This window comes from Coleofasciculus sp. B1-GNL1-01 (assembly GCF_040220235.1).
Classification (GTDB): Bacteria; Cyanobacteriota; Cyanobacteriia; order Cyanobacteriales; family Coleofasciculaceae; genus Coleofasciculus.
On sequence record NZ_JAVJTO010000130.1, the window covers coordinates 1 to 18430 of the forward strand.

The window sequence follows — 18430 nt, forward strand, 5'->3', positions numbered from 1 at the left end:
GAATTTCACACATCATCCAGCAACCCAAGGCATGGGTTACTTGGATAATGCCAAATCTTATGGCTTAAAAGTTCACTCAGTATTCTGTACGACTGGTAATGGCGTGCCTCTGGGTGTATTACATCAACAAGTCTGGGCTAGAGATATGGCACTTTTGGGTAAGAAACACCAACGACACAAAAAGCCGATCACTGACAAAGAGAGCCAGGGTTGGTTAACTGCCGATTATGCTACTCAGACTGTGATTCCACCAGAAATTGCCGTTGTCACTGTGGCAGATCGAGAAGCCGACATCTACGAGTTGTTTATGCAGCCACGCCGCCCCAAGAGTGAGTTTCTCATTCGTGCTCAGCATAACCGCTCAGTCAAACCAACTCAAGAGCACCAACATATTGAGTGTCTTCAGCAAGCCATTCGTCAAGTTCACCCTTGTGGTCAGCTCACCCTAGAACTCAGACGCCATCCAGAACGCCTTGCCCGTCCAGCTCATCTGACCCTGCGTGCTACCACCCTCGAGTTACAACCTCCAGTTACTCATCCACAGCGACAGCACCTGCAACCAATTCGCGTTCAGGTAATTTTGGCACAAGAAGAAAACCCTCCCTCTGGTGTGTCACCGATCAGTTGGTTACTCTTAACCACTCTGGCGATTACTTGTTTTGAGGATGTGGTGCAATGTTTACGTTGGTACAGCTATCGCTGGTTAATTGAGCGCTATCATTACGTCCTCAAAAGTGGTTGTCGCTTAGAACAACTGCAATTGGAGAGTGCTGACCGCATCCCTGCTAGTCCAAAGTAAGCATAGCGCTTTTTCTTGCCATCGACTAAAATAGGGAAATTCCCAAACTAATCACTTAATCATTTAGCTCAATGAATAAACCTTTAACCCCCTAAAAAATAGCTCAATTATCCCGATGGTAATACATGGTGTCAAAAGCGGAGTGGCAAAGATTTCTAGGAAAGTCAACTTGCAAACAGTTTTTGTCATACCCTTTGTCTTACAAATCGTCACCGCTGTTGGACTAACGGGGTGGCTGTCCTTTCGCAACGGACAAGAAGCGGTGAATGAGGTGGCGACTCAACTCCGTCAAGAACTTACGGCACGTATTGAACAAAATCTACGAACCTATATCGCGACTCCCCATCAAATTAATCAAAGTAATGTTAATGCCATAAATCTAGGCTTATTAACAGTCAACAATTTACCGCCATGGCAACGGTATTTATGGCGTCAAGTACAGCTAGAAAAATCAATTGGTATTGTTTTAATTGGCAACGAACAGGGGGAAATTATCGGTGTGCAACGGCGTGATAATGGCAAGCTGGAGATTCGCGTCGCTGGAGAATCAACGAATAATGACTTTTACGTTTATTCTATAAATAATCAAGGCGATCGCGTTCAACTTCTCAGCATTACCGAAAACTTTGATCCACGCCAGCGCCCTTGGTATAAAGCCGCCGTAGCCGCCGGAAAACCCGCCTGGAGTGAGATTTATACCCACTTTGTTGAAGAAACCCTGCAAATTGGTGCAGCACAACCGATTTATGATCAAAATGGTAATCTCTTGGGTGTGGTAACCAGTATTCTGCGTCTCTCCCAAGTCGGGGATTTTCTAAGGAGTTTGCACATTGGCAAAACGGGACAAGCGTTTATCATGGAACGATCCGGATTATTAGTCGCCACCTCCACAACGGAAACCCCATTCCGCAACCAAAACCGCCAACTGAAACGATTTCTGGGTTCTGATAGTCGGAATTCTCTCACCCAAGCAACCGCTGAATATTTAACCAATCACTTTGGTGACTTACAGCAGATTCAACAGACTCAACAGTTAGAATTTCAACTCGATGGTAAACGGCAATTTGTGCAAGTGTTACCCCTGCAAGATGACTATGGCTTAGATTGGCTAATTGTCGTGGTGATTCCAGAAGCTGACTTTATGGAACAGATTGAAGCCAATACACGTTCCACTATTCTATTATGTCTGGGAGCATTAGTTGTCGCGATCGCGGCGGGAATTCTCACGGCTAAATGGGTGATTCAACCGATTATTCGTTTAAATAGGGCGGCGAAAGCGTTAACATTGGGTCAGTGGAATTATCAAATTGAAGTTGAACGTGCCAATGAATTGGGAGAACTTGCCCACTCATTCACCACTATGGCGCAGCAATTACAAACCTCCTTTGCTAGTTTAGAAGCCAAAAATCAAGAATTACAACGCCTCGATAAAATTAAAGATGAATTTTTAGCGAATACCTCTCACGAATTGCGGACTCCCTTAAATGGTATGATTGGCATTGCTGAGTCCTTAATTGACGGTGCAGCGGGTTCCTTGTCGGAATTACAACAGCAAAATTTAGCTATGATTGTCAGTAGTGGACATCGACTGGCTAACTTAGTTAACGATATCCTCGACTTTTCCAAACTCCGCTATCAAACACTGGAATTGCAACTCAAACCTGTGGGTGTGCGAGAATTAGTGGAAGTGGTTCTTACCCTCAGCCAAACCCTAATTCGCGGCAAATCTTTACAACTCATTAATGCCATTCCCCCGGATTTACCCGCCGCCAACGCCGATGAAAATCGCTTACAACAGATTCTGCATAATTTAATTGGCAATGCGATTAAGTTTACGGATAAAGGCGTGATTGAAGTTTCGGCAAAAGTAGTTACCGCCGCAAAACCGGATGAATTGATAGAAGCAAAGTCGCAAAAATTCCCCCAACAAATCCTGGCAATTACCGTCTCTGACACAGGTATAGGTATCCCTGAAACTAAACGCGATCGCATCTTTGACTCCTTTGCCCAAGCAGACGGTTCCACGGCGAGAGAATACGGCGGTACCGGATTGGGGTTAACGATTACTAAAAAGCTAGTCGAGTTGCATGGAGGGAGTATCTGGGTAGAGTCTCAAGTCGGCGTAGGCTCTCAGTTTCATTTTACCCTACCCCTGGCGGATAAATCCCCAGTTAGTATCAATAAACGTTCCCCAATTAGCCGTCGGATTAACTCAGAAACGGGCGAATTATCTGTGCTTCCGCTTCCCTCTGATTCAGCCTCTGGCGGACATTCCTTTACCCTCGCCACAGCTAATAAACCGGGAACCCATCCCTTTAAAATTTTGATTGTCGATGATGAACCTGTCAATTTGCAGGTACTGGTTAACCATTTATCCTTGCAAAATTATGCCATCACCCAAGCGTCGAATGGTATTGAGGCATTAGCAACCATTGAAAACGGCTTTAAGCCTGATTTAATTTTACTCGATGTGATGATGCCCCGGATGACCGGTTATGAAGTTTGCCAAAAAATCCGCCAACAGTTTCCGGCTAATGAATTACCCGTCGTCATGCTAACCGCTAAAAATCAGGTGTCGGATTTGGTGATTGGTTTAAATGTCGGGGCAAATGATTATTTAACCAAACCTATCTCCAAACACGAATTGCTTGCCCGGATTAAAACTCATCTGCAACTGTCTAATATTAACATCGCCTATAGTCGCTTTGTTCCCCATGAATTTCTGAAACTGCTGAACAAAGAAAGCATTATTGAGGTGCAATTGGGGGATCAAGTGCAAAAATACATGTCTATTCTGTTTTCGGATATTCGCAATTTCACCACCCTCTCAGAACGGATGACGCCGACGGAGAATTTTCAATTTATCAATTCCTATCTCTCGCGGATGGAACCCGCAATTCGGGAAAATTACGGCTTTATTGATAAGTATATTGGTGATGGGATTATGGCACTGTTCAATAGTGGTGCTGATGATGCCGTAAAAGCTGGAATTGCGATGTTGCATCGTTTGATTGAGTATAATCAGCATCGGCAACGTTGTGGCTATCTGCCGATAAAAATTGGGATTGGTATTAATACGGGTTCATTGATGCTGGGAACGGTGGGGGGTCCTTGTCGCATGGATGGGACAGTCATTAGTGATACGGTTAATTTAGCCTCGCGCTTAGAAGGATTGACGAAAGAGTATGGGGTTTCGTTGTTAATTTCCCATCATACTTTTTCTCAATTACAGCATCCAGCGGATTATGCCATTCGCCGGATTGATCAGGTTCAAGTTAAGGGAAAATCAGAATTAGTGACGGTTTATGAAGTATTTGATGCTGATCTGTCAGAGGAGAAAGCGAGTAAGTTGGCGACGTTGCAACTGTTTACTGAGGCATTGTTTTATTATGATCAGCACTATTTTTCAGACGCTGTTCAACTCTTTCAGGCGGTGTTGCAGATTAACCCTACTGATCAAGTTGCCCAAATTTATTTGGAACGTTGTTTGAGAAAGAATTCGGTAGAGTTTTGAGGTGGAGATATTAAGTTTTAATCTAGGGGCGTGGTACACCTAATTTGATGAATTATTACGCCCGGAAACCTTAGGAACGCAAAGCTTTGCGCCCTTGGCAATGTACCTATTTTCAACGCAGAGGACGCAGAGGGTAGCGCAGAGGGGCGCAGAGGTTGCTTGCAATGTTTCGGTTTTTGCTGTGTTCCGGTTCCTCTGAGGGAAACAATAAGGGGGCAATCCAACCGAATAGAATCCCGCCAATGACGATAATTTCTATAACAGTTAATAGCGTATTTTGTTTCATATTGTGTTACTCGAAATAGTTATCATTTTCTTCTACCTTGCCACTTTACTCTTTCCCTTCTGCCCTCTGCCTTTTCGGGATTATGATATCATCTATCCTCGCGCCGCCCGAATGAACGCAGTGTCTGAATCCACTTTTTAGGGGAATCCTCTGGACGATAGTTTAGCTTAAACATAGATACCCATAATGGCAGTCCTCCTACCTTTGCACTGATTAACAAGTGCATCGCTAAACATCCAACTAATATCACCCATCCGGTTAAGTGTAGATAATACCAGATATGATTTAATTCCCCATTGGGCAACCATTCTTCTTTGACCATACTGCCAGTCACTAAGGAAAAGGTAACTGCTAATAACATCACCGTATTAACAATCCGATGCAGACTATACCAACCGATAGGTTTACCCAGTTGCCTGAGTTTTTGAAACGAATTGGGTTGAACTAGGCGTTTAGACCCTAAATGAAAACTGTATAAAGCAAACGCTGGCATTACGGCTAGGAGTAAGGTTTTGCCAAATGTACCATGAATGCCAATAATATCCGGAATTTGGGGCAGAGAGAGTTGACCAAATCGTCCATCGTAGGTGTCATAAACCCAGTAGGATGTGATGATGGCTAAAATGGCAATTAGCCCATTGATACCATGCAACAGTCTCAGAAGTAATGGTTGATAAGGGGTAGCACGAGACATGATTCACGTTATCTCGATCAAAATATAGTATTCTATAGAATAACAAAGATTAATCATTCTCCATTGATTTAAAGCCCACGGAAAAGCTGGTCATGTCACTTGGCTACTGAGTTACCCAAATGAGCGAACGGTGAGATGTTCAACCTAACTGCCATAATTGTTTATAGGAAAAGCACACCTCAAGGAGGCTGGCGATGAAGAAAAGTAAACTGGGGTCATTTCTATTCATTAGCATGATACTGGGGTTGACAGCCAATCCCGCTCAGGCGTTACCCGGTCAAACCGTGGAAACCGTCGCGGCTTGGATTGCGGCTCATCCTACCTTGGAACCCGGTATTGGAGATGGCTTAGTCGTGACTAAGCGTAATACAGCCGCTCAACGATTTAAGTTTGAAGCCTCGGTGCTTCCTCCAGGTCAAATCGCCTTTCCCACGAATCGCCGTCTGATTCAAAGTGAGCAAATTTCCTTCTATGACATGATTAACGGCGTGACTCCAGAACGACTCACGGAGTCATTGCGCGTTATTTATGGTCCAGCAATTTATCAAGATTATCAGAGAGCTAACCTGGTATATGCTTATCCCACACCCGCAACCATTGATTTAGCTCGGCGACAGAATCGACCGATGCTAATAGCACGACAAGGCGAGCTTTTATTAGGTGATCGCTTTGCCTATTGGTTAGAAGTAACTCGCACGGAGAATGGCAAGCCAATTAATGGGCGGATAACGGTTTTCTTGCCCGAAGATTTAGACAAACTTGAAGTTGAATTACGAAATCGTTAGTCATTGGTCATTGGTCATTGGTCATTGGTCATGTCCGTAGTTATTTGGAAAGGAGTCTTAGTCTTTTCCCCTCCTACCTCCTGTCATTTGTCATTCATTTGCCAAATACCTGAAAAAATACTCTCAACAGCACGAGCAATGCGCTTGAGATCTTCATCGAGCAGGGGGGGCCAATTCACACTAGCCCGACGCCCTGCTTCAAACTGTTCTCGGCTCTCATAAGCCAATAAATATAAGGCGTGAACAAGTTCTCGGTCTAGAGTTGATGCATCTCGCAGACGCTCAAATATCATCTTTAGGGCTAATAAAATATTGGTAATCTGACCTGGAATCGGTGGTTTGTACGACTTGAGTCGAACCAAAAAGGCGTCTTGATTTTGGTCAGATATTGTGGCTTGATTAATCACAAAGTTACGGGCTGTTTTGTAATCCATTGAATTTTAATAGACGAGTTGGCGCTGATAATTTTGTCTGAATGCTACTATCGCTAAATCCGGATTAACTATTCTCTTTGTGCGGGGGACAAGGTAGAAGGTAGAAGGTAGATGGTAGATGGTAGATGGTAGATGGCAGATGGCTGCAAGAAAAAAGTACCCACGTTATAAAGGGAGTTACTTAAGCGGATTTAGTATCATACCATTTCTTTGTAACATTACACCTCATATTCATCCCTACCTACTTCACTGACTCAGGTGGAAGGCTGACACTACCTCTGCTTTCTGTTCTCCATTCCTTGTTTTCTGTTGCCTAATCTCCACCATTAAATTCAATTTTTAAGCTTATAAGTGCGACAGGTTGATGTCCTAAATATCTGGATTTTATTCTCTATCCATAGTTGCTTCGGTTCGATTCCCTTAGTCATCAAATTTATAGAATTTATTATTTCTTCCAATTTTATGCGGATTTGGCATTGAACTGTCTGAAGCAAGTATTACACGACTTACGAATTTGAGATCTTTTTTGTAGAGACTAACCTTTAACTCTGCTTAAAGAAGCAAAAACGTCAGTCTTGATGTATAAGCGCGGCAAATGACATCTACAATGCACATTTATAGTTGGGTTTTGTTCGCTAGTCTATCCCTATCTGAACCAGGAAGACTTGATTCCTCTTTTCTGGTAGATCAGCAAAGGTTAGTGCTAGCTTCAACAGAACAAAGTCCGCCCCCTGGTTGTAATCGAACTGATCCTCCTGACTGTCAACCTCGATAGTAGACTGCTTTGAAACTAAAGCCAGTTTAAAATACTTCGTGGCAACCTCCTGTTTATAGTCGGGTTATTTATGTTTAAGGACAAATAATCAACGACCAATGAAAACGTTACCCAACAGATTTCCACCTGCCATGAAAACTCAACGCAATGACCTGTGGTAATTGCAGCCGACAGACGGGTTCTTGATCAAGAGCATCGCTGTCATAGATCCATACTTCACTTTGGTCAGAATTTCCATCATAAACGACGGTTAAGACCCACCCCTGTTCTGGATTTAGCGTGTCAGGTGCATAAATGGGTTCTGAAGGATAGCGATTCTTGCCCAAATCGGCTTCGATTAGGGTTTGGGTTTGACAATCAAAGCGGGCGATCGCACTATAAATTTCGCGACGGTGATCCATATCTTGGCGATGCAGTGCTAGATAAATAGAACGAGAGGTTTGACCCACTTGCGCGTCTGGAACTACTGGAAACTCGACGTATCGATCTAGCAATTCCCGTTCGGCGATAATCATCCCAGTTTGGGGATTGATCTCAACTTGCCATAATGTCTCGTTGGTAACGGTATGAATCTCACCCATGGCGATGTCTTGGAGACGTTGGTTTGTGCCAAAATCCGGATATCGAATAAATTCGACCACGATAGAACCCTGCTGATTCACATAGCCATTGGCAAAATGCCACTGAAACCAAGGATCGGCTTCGCTACGGGCGACTAATGAAAGCGTTTCTCGGTCAACGATTAAAATTTGGGTTCCTAATTGGGGACGCCATTCCATCGCCTCGCCAAAACTACTCACCCCCAAGGCGGCGGGTAGGAGATTCACTCGTACAGGGGGTACGAAAAAGACAAGATAAGAGCCTGCGAGGACAAAATCATGAATTAGGGGTATGCCTTTGATAGGTATCGTTCCTTTTTGGATAATTTTGCCCGTTGAGTCGCTTTTGTAGAGATTTAGATTGGAATTAAGTCCGAGGCTGATGCCAAAGTTAAATATCTCCCCCGTTTCTGGATCACACTTGGGATGGGCTGAAAACGAGTCTCCCTCGCCTAAATAGTCTAAGCGATCGCGCCCCCAGGTTTCTAAGGTTTGCAGGTCAAGTGCATAAGGATTCCCGCCTTCCCACAGGGCTAGTAATTTATCCGGTAGGGGTAATACAGAGGTATTTGCCCTGTTTTTCACGGGTTTACCCCACCGTTCCCAGATTCGCCCTGCGGCTTTGGTGCCGTAGTTGGGATAAAGTAATGTCCCGGCGGCGGCTTCGTCTTGATAGGCGGGGGTTTGCACGTAGCGATAGACCCCAGTCGCTGTAGCATCGGTGAAATGAACCGCTAAAATAGCGCCATCCCCATCAAACCAATGTCCCATCCGTTGACCTCCTCGTTCTAAACGGGCTGGTCCATTGCGATACAGAGAACCTCGTAATCTTTGGGGGATTCTACCTGAGAGAATGGGTAAGGGGGTGAGGGGAAATTCAGTGGCAGGTTGAGCGATCGCGTTTGCCCAAGCTTTACGGGTTGATGGTGGGGTAACTGTTTGCATGGTTCCCGATTCAGGGTGACTATTTCTTCTATCTTAGTTAATTTTTGTAACAAAATGAGCGCTAGGTTTTTATCATTTTTTCCCTGAAACCCTTTTATAGATTTGGTTTCAGCACTATTTATTGGCTTTCGCTTACAAAATAGGGGGTTACACCCCTCATCCCTAAAGTGCTATAGTTTGATATGTAGATGCACCCTGATAATCAAGAGAGTCGCGCAAGTGACTCTTTTTTTTTTGACATTCCCCCCATTACATTACAAATTTTAACGGAAAGTAAATTAGTTTATCATTTTGACACCATTGTCCGGAACAGTGATACATTAAAAATTGAAGCAAGCAATAAAGCTTCCAGTGACAGATATTACACTCCCGTTCACTGTCGAGTTCAGGAGGTAAAATAACTATCAATCTTATTTCGCTTGTATCAGTAATATCTGCCACATCAGATAGTGAAACGATCCAAATTAACAATAGCAGCCCAACCATAGCCGCTAATATTTCCTCAATTAATTTGCTGGGAGCAATGCAACTGAAGACCACTCAAGAGTAGTAGTTCAGTGCAACTCTGTTTAGGCTAGTGATAGCAAGAGGAGATTCCTTAGATGAGTCAGGTCAGGCTGCTATTGTTTTAGCGGGTCTGGCGATTCACCTCACGCCATAAACTTCCCCTGCTCCCCTGCTACCCCGCAGATACAAAGCTGCTCAAGTATTTCCATGCCCGCTGTACTAGCTCCCCCTCTCCTCATCTCCCTGCTCGTAAACGCCTCGTGATCGCTACTATAAGATTTAGGTGTCAATCAGCCGTCGGTTGACCAATAAAAAGGACTAGATAACTAAACCCTTAAATCTGGGGTGGGCTTAACGGGACATCCTTTCCGACGCCGCACCCGAAACCATGACTCGTCATCAGACGAGGCTTTTTGCCCAGCGAAATAGTTTGACAGTTTTGCCATGACAATTTATTTTTATAAGGTTGAGAAACCCTATGGCTGCTTTTCCAACTTCTCTCCCCACCCGATCCAGATCGATGGCTGGTGTTGGCAAACCGTTGAGCATTACTATCAGGCGCACAAGTTCGTCGGGACGACAGACGAAGCCTTGATCAGGACAATCAAAAATGTGGCAACACCAATGGAAGCCGCCCTCCTCGGACGCGATCGCACCCGGAATCATCGCCCTGATTGGGAACAGGTAAAACAACAGATTATGTGGCGAGGGGTTTTGACCAAATTTCTGACCCATCTTGATATTCAGCAAATCCTGCTGAACACCGGAGAAGAAATGATTGTTGAAGATTCTCCCACAGATTACTACTGGGGGTGTGGTCAGGATCAAACTGGTGAGAATCATTTAGGAAAAATGCTGATGAATGTTCGTCAACATATCCGACAACATTTAGCACAGGCGAACTGCAAACTCGTGGATCGGTAAATCTGAAACAGACGCATACTCTGGCGCTTTCAGGTGATTCAGAGGAAACGGTAGAATCACATTTATAGCACTACGAGGTACGGAAAGGACATCAGTTGATCCCAAGAGGGAACAGGGAACAGGGAACAGGGAACAGGGAACAGGGAACAGTACAGAATGTCCTAACCTGTCTTGGTACTGCTATACCGTCTGATTCGCTGATGTGCATCTAATTTGTCTTTAGGGAATCCTGATCAGGGGTGTAAAAGGTGGGAGGGTATGCCCATTAAAGGCGTGACATACAACTCAGGGCGTTCAGGTTAGGGTGCGCTCACGGCTGAGTGTTATGTGAAAACTGATTTCAGCTCAAAGAATCCTTACACTATAAAGTTAAGTATATTCATACAGATTTGCGAAATCGGTGCATCGAGCTAACCATCTGATTCGTAACTTGGATTGCCCTCTAACCCAGAATCAGACCGCGTTTCATAGGAGTAGGACAGTGTTACAACCAGAACTCGATCAAGAAGACTTGTTGCGCCGGATCACGAATCGGATTCGCCAATCATTAGAATTACAAGAGATTTTAAATGCCACAGTTGCAGAAGTGCGATCGTTGCTAGGAACCGATCGCGTCATGGTTTACCGCTTTAATGCGTCGGGTGGTGGACAGGTGATTGCTGAATCAGTCAACACCAATCGACTTTCGTCGCTCAACGGATTAAACTTTCCTGCGGATGATATTCCCGAACAAGCGCGTCAATTGTACCTCACCGAGCGCTTGCGTTCCATTGTGGATGTTTCCGAGGGGCTGATTGGTTTATCACCCTTAGAACCCTCAGAAACGGAGAATCGCTCCACCCCGCAACCGATTCACTATCGTCCTGTCGATGCTTGTCATACCAAGTATTTACGAGCAATGGGTGTTCAGTCTTCCATGGTTTTACCCATTGTCCATTATGATATTCAGGCTCAACGGTCTCAGAAACGACTCTGGGGACTGTTAGTCTCTCATCACGTCACACCCCGTACCATTAGCCAACGGGAATTGCAGATTGTCCAATCAGTGGTGGATCAGGTGTCCATTGCCATTGCTCAGTCTAATCTCTTATCCCAAACCCGTCAGCAGCATCAGATCGAAGCGACGATTAATCGTGTCTCCACCTTGCTGCATTCGTTACCCACAATTCAACTCCAAGCTGCTTTACAAGAAACGGTTAGCGCTCTATCGAGTTGGGGAGGTAGACTCTATATCGCCCCAGACCGGGTGAATCCGAGGGCAGAGTGCCTGATATATGGTACACAACCTACATTTGGAGATGAAGACAGTCCGACGACGATTGAAGAGCATCCCGTGTTTGTCCAATGGGTAACAGGGGATAGAACCGTTGACCCAGCCAATGGCTCATCTGCATCCAATTCGACTCCCGCCGGTTGTCAGCCACTCATCGTCAACGATTTGCATCAAGTCTCAGAGTTGGCGAGTCTAGTTCCAGCCTTTGATGGGACTCCAATTCGAGGTTGGTTAGTAATACCCTTGTATTATCGCTCCTCATTCTTGGGTTATCTAAGTATTTTTCGCTCCCAAGTGGTGCAAGAAATTTTGTGGGCGGGAGAGTTTAACCCCAATGAAAAACAACGCAGTCCCCGTGAATCTTTTGACCAGTGGCGAGAGGTCAAACGGAATCAAACTCAACCGTGGACGAATTACGACATTGAACTGGCGATCGCACTCGGTCATCATTTTGCCATGGCGATCGAGCAATATAAACTCTATGCTCAGGTACAAGCCCTAAATAGTAACTTAGAATGCCAAGTGGCTGAACGCACCGCGAAGTTACAGCAATCTCTAGAGCAAGGGCGGGCGCTACAGCGAGTGACCAACCAAATTCGCAGTACTCTTGATCTGAAACTCACCCTACAAACGATTGTACGAGAAGTTCGTCAACTGCTGAACACTGACCGAGTGATCATTTATCGGTTTACTGATGATTCCCACGGTCAAGTTATTGTGGAATCAATGACAGGTCAGTGGTTATCACTTTTAGATATTGACGATCCGCAGCAGTATTTCTCGAAAGCCCAGATTCAATTGTATCAGCGGGGTAATTTAGGAGTAATTAAGGATGTCACTCAAGCTCGATTAACTCCGGATCAACAAGAGTTCTTAAAACGTTGCCAAGTGCAAGCCGCTTTAATTGTTCCCATTGGGCAGGAAAATCCTCAAGCTAATGAGATGCCAGTTATGCTGGATAGTCTTCCTTGTCCCAGATGGGAGCAACCTCTCTGGGGATTTTTAATTGCTCAAGAATGTAAAGCTAGGCGAGACTGGCTCCCCTCAGAGATTAAACTGCTGAAAAAGTTAGCCGATCAAGCGGCGGTAGCGATTCAGCAAGCGGAATTATTTACCCATACTCAAGCCCAAGCGCAGCAATTGGCAAGTGCATTTCACCATCTCAAGCAAACTCAAGCCCAACTGATTCAAACCGAAAAAATGTCGAGTCTAGGACAGTTGATTGCTGGAGTAGCTCACGAAATTAATAATCCGGTGAATTTTATTTATGGCAACCTGGTTTATACCAGTCAGTATGCTCAGGATTTACTGAATATTATTCATTCCTATCAGAAATATTATCCTCAGCCAGAGCCAGAGATTATTGAATTGTTAGATGTCATCGACTTGGAGTTTTTAGAAGGAGATTTACCCAAGCTTTTAGAGTCGATGAAAATGGGATCGGAACGGATTCGCAAGCTAGTTTTGTCGTTGCGAAATTTCTCCCGCCTTGACCAAGCCGAGAAAAAGTTAGTGGATATTCATGAAGGGATAGAGAGTACGCTACTAATTTTACAATATCGTCTGAAAGGGAAACCCAATCATCCAGGGATTCAGGTGATCAAAAATTATGGGGAGTTGCCGCTGGTTGAATGCTATCCCAGTCAACTCAACCAGGTTTTTATGAATGTTTTAAGCAACGCGATCGATGCGTTAGAAGACTGTAATCCAGATAACCAGAGGATTACGATTTCCACAAGTGTTAAATCTAAGACTGTGGAGAACCAATATAGTCCGAATAACACCACACAAATAGAGAAAAATCAAGACTCATCTCCAAGTCATATCATCATTCAGATTGCTGATAGTGGTTCAGGAATTAGCCCAGAACTTCAATCACAAATTTTCGATCCCTTTTTTACAACTAAGCCGATTGGTAAAGGAACGGGTTTAGGGCTTTCGATTAGTTATCAAATTATTGTGGAGAAACATGGGGGAATATTTAAATGCAGTTCTCAGCCAGGAGAAGGAACTGGATTTTGGATTGAGATTCCCATTCGTCAGTCTCAAAGCGAGGATAAATAGGGGCTGCTGAATAACCACAAGACTTATTCAGCAAGCCCTACTTATTATTTCCTTATTCCGCCGATCGCGTCTAGGGGATTGTTGGCAGAAAATAGTCTCAATCATACCCCGTCTGATGCGATCGCACTTCACTCATCTTAGGAAAAGTTAACCAACGTGCGTGCGATCGCCTTTTTTAACCCAAGTTATTAAGGTTTTATGGTAATTTCTCCTACCATACCTGCTTCTGTATGTCCAGAAATTGAACAATGGAGTTCGTAGGTTCCGGGTTTCATTGGCACAAATACCCACTCAGCCTCGCCACCGGGTTTGAGTTCTAATTCATGGATTGCCCCTTTAACTTCGACTTTGGCGGCTTCTACTTTTTGAGTCCAACTCGCATCGGCGAAGTCTTTGGCGGTGAAGTAGTGCTTTTGGGGACTGGGATTATCCAGCAATAGTTTGTAGCGTTTGCCCGCGACAAATTCAAATTGGTTGGGGAAGAACTTCAATTCATCGGCTGAATTGCCTAAACTCACGTTGACCTCTATGGCGGGAGTCGCCGCTATCGCAGGTAAGCATACTAGGTTAATTCCGAGAATTAGTCCAATGATTGCGGTTACGCATCGGCGCAGCCATTGATTTTGCCAGGGGTGATTTAAGCACATTTTTATTGACATCATACTATTCAGATATTGCACCATTAGGTTGGGTTGAGCGAAGTCGAAACCCAACGGAATCTGGGGCTAAAGCCCCGACTACGAACTACGAACCCGCCGTTACGATTACTAGATTATCAGGATGGAGTAATTCTTTCGCCGCCTGATTGACTTGTTTGACGCTAACGGCTTCAATGTGACGGACAAACTCCCGCAGTTCATCGGGGGTTAACCCATACACTTGATGGTCGAGAATGGTTTGGGCTAAGTTGTCAGGATGGGCAAGGGTGACGGGATATTGGCTGGTAATTGAGCGTTTAGCGGTAGCTACCTCAGTTGCTGTTACCCCCTGCTCTTGGATCTGTTGCAGTAGCGTAATGGTATTGGCGATCGCACGTTGAGTATCTTCGGGGGCGGTTTGCATTTCAATCACAAAGGACCCATCATAGATTCCGGTTTGAAAGTAACTGTAAATCCCATAGGTTAAGCCTAAGCGATCGCGGATCACGCTTCCTAATCGACTGGCTAGGGTATCGCCGCCGATGATTTGATTGAGAACTAATGCAGCATAGTATCGCGGATCAGTGCGATTCATGGCGTCGTTTCCCATCAAGGTGACGGATTGGGATTTTCCGGGTAAGCGTCGATTGACTTGTACGGTGCTAGGAGGTAGCTGAACCGCTGGAACAGTTAACTGGGGCGGCTTTCCGGTGGCTGTCCAACTACCGAATTCCTGCTCGAGGAGCGATCGCACTTGCTGGGGGTTAAAGTCGCCGACTAGGGTAAGGATTGTGCGATCGGGACGATAATAGGTCTGATAAAATTGCACCACATCCTCACGAGTAATCTGACTCAGACTTTCTGGCGTTGGGAAACTGTGAAAGGGATGATCTTTGGGATAAAGGGTTTGGGCTAAGGTTCGTTGGGCGACAGAGGCGGGATCATCGAGTTCGATTTGCAGATCTGTTAATGCCCGTTGACGGCTTAATTCCAATTGATCTGGGGGAAATATTGCCCGTTGTAAGACATCACTGAGGGGTTGAATTAAGGAGGATAAATCAACAGACAGGGCACTCGCTGTAATAAATGTTCCTTCCCGCACTGTATAAAAGTCTAGATCAATTCCCCGATCATCTAAACCTTGAGCCAGGGTTAATGCATCCTGAGTCTGAGTTCCATTCATCAGATTGTCGGCGGTAAGTTCGGCGACACCGGACTTTTGAGGGGGATCATTGGCGCGACCTGCTTTAATATATCCCGTTAAGGTGACAGTAGGTGTACTGCGATCGCGTAACAGCAAAACTTGTACTCCTGAGGTTAACGTCAATCGTTCTGGTAAGGGTTGAGTTGGGGTTAAGGTTGCATCTGCAACCACAGGAGGCAAATATTGGGCGACTTCTGCGGGATCGACGGGAGAGTCAGCATAAAAATGTTCCGTTGTTTTACTAAATTCACCGATACCGTGACTGGGTTCGTCCTGAATCTGAGTCGGTTGGAAGAAGCCAACGGTACGCTGTTGGGGAGTAAGATAGGTTTGGGCAACACGTTGTACCGCTTGGCTGGAGACTTGAGCAACGGCGGCTAAATACTGATCCGTAAACCGATAATCCCCAGCGGTGGTATGATTTGCTCCTAATTGGAAGGCTTGACTGGTGACATCGCGGTTGTCCAGAATCAGTTCAGCTTTCAGTTGGGCTTTAGCGCGATTCAGTTCAGCTTCAGTGACACCCTGATTTTGTAAAGATGCGATCGCCTCTTGGAGAACCCGTGCGATCGCGTTAAGATCTTCACCAGGATCTGTGGTGACAAATAGAGCATACCAGCCGCGATCGTGAAAATTCGCCGCATATCCCCCTGCATCACTTGCCAATCCCGACTCGACTAAAGCCTGATAGATGCGAGAACTCCGTCCTGATGTCAAAATATAATCCATCACATCAATAGCGGCAACATCCGGGTGAGTCACATTCGGGAGAGGATAAACCACCTGCACCAGCGCTGCACTACCCGGTTGTTCCAAAATCACCAAATTCTCCCCATCTGACACACCGAGCGAAGCCGAGGTGTCCCTATCTCCCTCATCTGACACACCGAGCGAAGCCGAGGTGTCCCCATCCCCAGGCTGACGTGCATCAATAGTGCCAAAATGCTGGTTCACCGCCTTCAACACCGCATCCGTTTCAAAATCACCGACAATAATCACCGTGGCATTATCAGGACGGTAATAGGTGCGATAATAATCCTCAACTTGTTCTAGCGTAAACCCTTCTACATCCTCCTTCGTCCCCCCAACAGGTAATCCATAGGCATGATTAGGAAAAACCTGGCGCATGATTTCGCGATCAAGGCGATATCCTGGCTCATTTTCGTACCCTTCCAATTCTGAAATAACCACCCCTTTTTCCGTCGCCAGTTGTTCAGCATTAATCTGGGCATTTTGCATCCGATCTGCTTCCAGAATCAGCAAAGCTTCGAGTTTATCACGCTGAACGGTGTTGTAATAAGCCGTTTGATCGTAACTGGTAAACGCATTGGAATCTGCCCCTAACGCACTCAGTAGGCGACCAAATTGAATCGGACGATTAGTCGTTCCTTTAAACATTAAATGTTCCAGTTGGTGCGAGATTCCATTTAATCCTGGGGTTTCATCCCGTGAACCCACCTTATACCACACTTGGACGGTGACAACTGGGGCGGAATGGACTTCTTTGGTGAGAACAGTTAAGCCGTTGTCCAATACAGTTTTACGCACCGTTTCAGTGAGAGACAAGGAAGAATCAGAGTTAGTGTTGGGTAGAGAGGTTTGACTCAAAGTGGCTGTATTCGAGAAAAGCAGCACAGCGCTAAGGCAGAGGCTAAACAGGAGAAGGGGGACGAAATAGCGATTGAGAAAATGAAACCCAGGCATACGGTTAAGAAGACTGCTCCTTTAATTTGAGCATTGTACCGTGTAGAGGAACTTCAGAGCATCCGAGAAGCCGAAACCCCATCCCGTCGGGTGGGCATTGCCCACCAACCTTGTCGGGGCGACCCGCCGTTTGTCTTTAGAATAGAAAAATACTGTAGGGGCGACCCGCCGGATTTAATTAACACCATCCAACCTTTAATTATGTCGGGTCGCCCTCCGGTGGGTATTGGTAATATCTAATACCGCACATTGATGCTGGGGCGAGTCGAGATCAGTTAATTCTTCCTCCGCACATTGATGCTGGGGCGAGTCGATATCAGTTAATTCTTCCTCCGCACATTGATGCAGCGACTCGCCCCTACAGATTTTACAGATTTTACAGATTTTACAGATTTCACAGATTTACGCAGGATACCATACGGTTCAATCGAACGCATATTGGTGGAGGGGAAAGGGCGCACGTCGGTGCGCCCCTACGGTTATAATCCATCAAAATACCTGTACCCTATCGGTAGGGTGGGTTAGGCGGTTATCCCCTTTTTTCAGTAACCTTTTAATGAAATATCCGCCGTAACCCACCAATCACAAACTTATACCAAGTTGCAGTCTAATGTAGAATTTGTCATGCTGAACAAAACGCAGTGAAACGGAGTGACGCGAAGCATCTGTCCAGATTCTTCGCTTCGCTCAGAATGACATGATAAGTAGTCGGACAAAAGAAAACGGCACTGTATGAAGTTTTGTAATGAAGAGTCCCAGATGGCTTGTTGTGGATTAGATGTGTAGGCTGACTTTATTGGTGTAAATGTAAAAATGTGTCCCTAAGACTACGCCGCAGCCCAAGAAATAACCGTTTTTAATATTTGTTGGTGTTCGGTCGGTAATTATGAGAGAATTGAACAGATTTTGTTAAAGGAAAGGAAAGTAAAACTGAGTGAACGTCAGTTACGAAGAATTCTAAAAAAAAAATATATCTGGAAAAGAACAAGAACGTCTCTGGTGAATAAGCAAGACTCAAGAGCAAGAGCGACAAGAAGGCGGACTTAGAGATGCTCCAATGGGCAGAAGCCGCCGGGAAAATTTGCTTAAAATACTTAGATGAGTCAGGTTTTAGCTTGTGGTATACGCCAATATATACTTGGGAAAAAAGAGGAGAACTTGCAAAGAATTGAACAAACAAAAAAGAAAGGAAAAAGGTTAAATATATGTGGCTTGTTAGAAGTGGGAAAAAGTTTTGAGTATGGTCTGGTATTAAAAAGTTTTAAAAGTGAGAGTTATATAAAAT

Annotated in this window: 12 protein-coding genes and 1 pseudogene; 7 read left to right on the forward strand and 6 right to left on the reverse strand. The window is 45.0% G+C overall.

What is annotated here, in order from left to right:
- Together RID53_RS30515 and RID53_RS30520 are read left to right on the forward strand one after the other, a co-directional pair.
- The coding region (locus tag RID53_RS30515; protein ID WP_446391669.1) for an IS4 family transposase at positions 1-799 on the forward strand (799 nt) is incomplete at its 5' end.
- Between the two features lie 169 nt (positions 800-968).
- Positions 969-4313 (forward strand): ATP-binding protein, encoded by a 3345-nt coding sequence (locus RID53_RS30520; RefSeq protein WP_446391670.1) that lies wholly within the window; start codon positions 969-971, stop codon positions 4311-4313.
- A gap of 112 nt (positions 4314-4425) precedes the next feature.
- Here RID53_RS30520 and RID53_RS30525 read toward each other — a convergent pair whose 3' ends face one another.
- Positions 4426-4599: a hypothetical protein gene (locus tag RID53_RS30525; RefSeq protein ID WP_446391671.1), complete on the reverse strand. Its 174-nt coding sequence runs from the start codon at positions 4597-4599 to the stop codon at positions 4426-4428.
- An 88-nt stretch (positions 4600-4687) separates the two neighbouring features.
- Entirely contained in the window at positions 4688-5293 is a 606-nt protein-coding gene (locus tag RID53_RS30530; RefSeq protein ID WP_446391672.1) for a cytochrome b/b6 domain-containing protein, read from the reverse strand.
- A gap of 194 nt (positions 5294-5487) precedes the next feature.
- Between RID53_RS30530 and RID53_RS30535 the strand changes: the two genes are divergently transcribed.
- Positions 5488-6078 (forward strand): hypothetical protein, encoded by a 591-nt coding sequence (locus RID53_RS30535; RefSeq protein ID WP_446391673.1) that lies wholly within the window; start codon positions 5488-5490, stop codon positions 6076-6078.
- Between the two features lie 83 nt (positions 6079-6161).
- Here the strand turns inward: RID53_RS30535 and RID53_RS30540 are convergent, their stop codons facing one another.
- Entirely contained in the window at positions 6162-6512 is a 351-nt protein-coding gene (locus tag RID53_RS30540) for a Dethiobiotin synthetase (protein WP_446391674.1), read from the reverse strand.
- Between the two features lie 882 nt (positions 6513-7394).
- On the reverse strand, positions 7395-8831 hold the full coding sequence (locus RID53_RS30545; protein WP_446391675.1) for a carotenoid oxygenase family protein: 1437 nt from the start codon (positions 8829-8831) through the stop codon (positions 7395-7397).
- Positions 8832-9782: 951 nt separating this feature from the next.
- Here RID53_RS30545 and RID53_RS30550 point away from each other — a divergent pair.
- A complete protein-coding gene (locus tag RID53_RS30550) occupies positions 9783-10262 on the forward strand; it encodes an NADAR family protein (RefSeq protein WP_446391676.1) in 480 nt (159 codons plus the stop codon).
- A gap of 481 nt (positions 10263-10743) precedes the next feature.
- Entirely contained in the window at positions 10744-13599 is a 2856-nt protein-coding gene (locus RID53_RS30555; RefSeq protein ID WP_446391677.1) for a GAF domain-containing protein, read from the forward strand.
- Between the two features lie 188 nt (positions 13600-13787).
- Here the strand turns inward: RID53_RS30555 and RID53_RS30560 are convergent, their stop codons facing one another.
- Together RID53_RS30560 and RID53_RS30565 are read right to left on the reverse strand one after the other, a co-directional pair.
- Positions 13788-14246, reverse strand: a complete 459-nt coding sequence (locus RID53_RS30560) for a cupredoxin domain-containing protein (protein WP_446391678.1) — start codon at positions 14244-14246, stop codon at positions 13788-13790.
- A 97-nt stretch (positions 14247-14343) separates the two neighbouring features.
- Entirely contained in the window at positions 14344-17049 is a 2706-nt protein-coding gene (locus RID53_RS30565; protein WP_446391679.1) for a M16 family metallopeptidase, read from the reverse strand.
- A 129-nt stretch (positions 17050-17178) separates the two neighbouring features.
- Here RID53_RS30565 and RID53_RS30570 point away from each other — a divergent pair, with 129 nt between their 5' ends.
- Together RID53_RS30570 and RID53_RS30575 are read left to right on the forward strand one after the other, a co-directional pair.
- Positions 17179-17385 carry a hypothetical protein gene (locus tag RID53_RS30570; RefSeq protein WP_446391680.1) on the forward strand — a complete coding sequence of 69 codons (207 nt, stop codon included), beginning with the start codon at positions 17179-17181 and terminating at the stop codon, positions 17383-17385.
- Between the two features lie 858 nt (positions 17386-18243).
- Positions 18244-18430: pseudogene (locus tag RID53_RS30575) on the forward strand (hypothetical protein); the annotation flags it as partial.

Coding starts and splice junctions, on each gene's coding strand:
- RID53_RS30525 (WP_446391671.1), bottom strand. CDS start 4,599: ATGAAACAAAATACGCTATTAACTGTTATAGAAATTATCGTCATTGGC.
- RID53_RS30530 (WP_446391672.1), bottom strand. CDS start 5,293: ATGTCTCGTGCTACCCCTTATCAACCATTACTTCTGAGACTGTTGCAT.
- RID53_RS30535 (WP_446391673.1), top strand. CDS start 5,488: ATGAAGAAAAGTAAACTGGGGTCATTTCTATTCATTAGCATGATACTG.
- RID53_RS30540 (WP_446391674.1), bottom strand. CDS start 6,512: ATGGATTACAAAACAGCCCGTAACTTTGTGATTAATCAAGCCACAATA.
- RID53_RS30545 (WP_446391675.1), bottom strand. CDS start 8,831: ATGCAAACAGTTACCCCACCATCAACCCGTAAAGCTTGGGCAAACGCG.
- RID53_RS30550 (WP_446391676.1), top strand. CDS start 9,783: ATGACAATTTATTTTTATAAGGTTGAGAAACCCTATGGCTGCTTTTCC.
- RID53_RS30560 (WP_446391678.1), bottom strand. CDS start 14,246: ATGTGCTTAAATCACCCCTGGCAAAATCAATGGCTGCGCCGATGCGTA.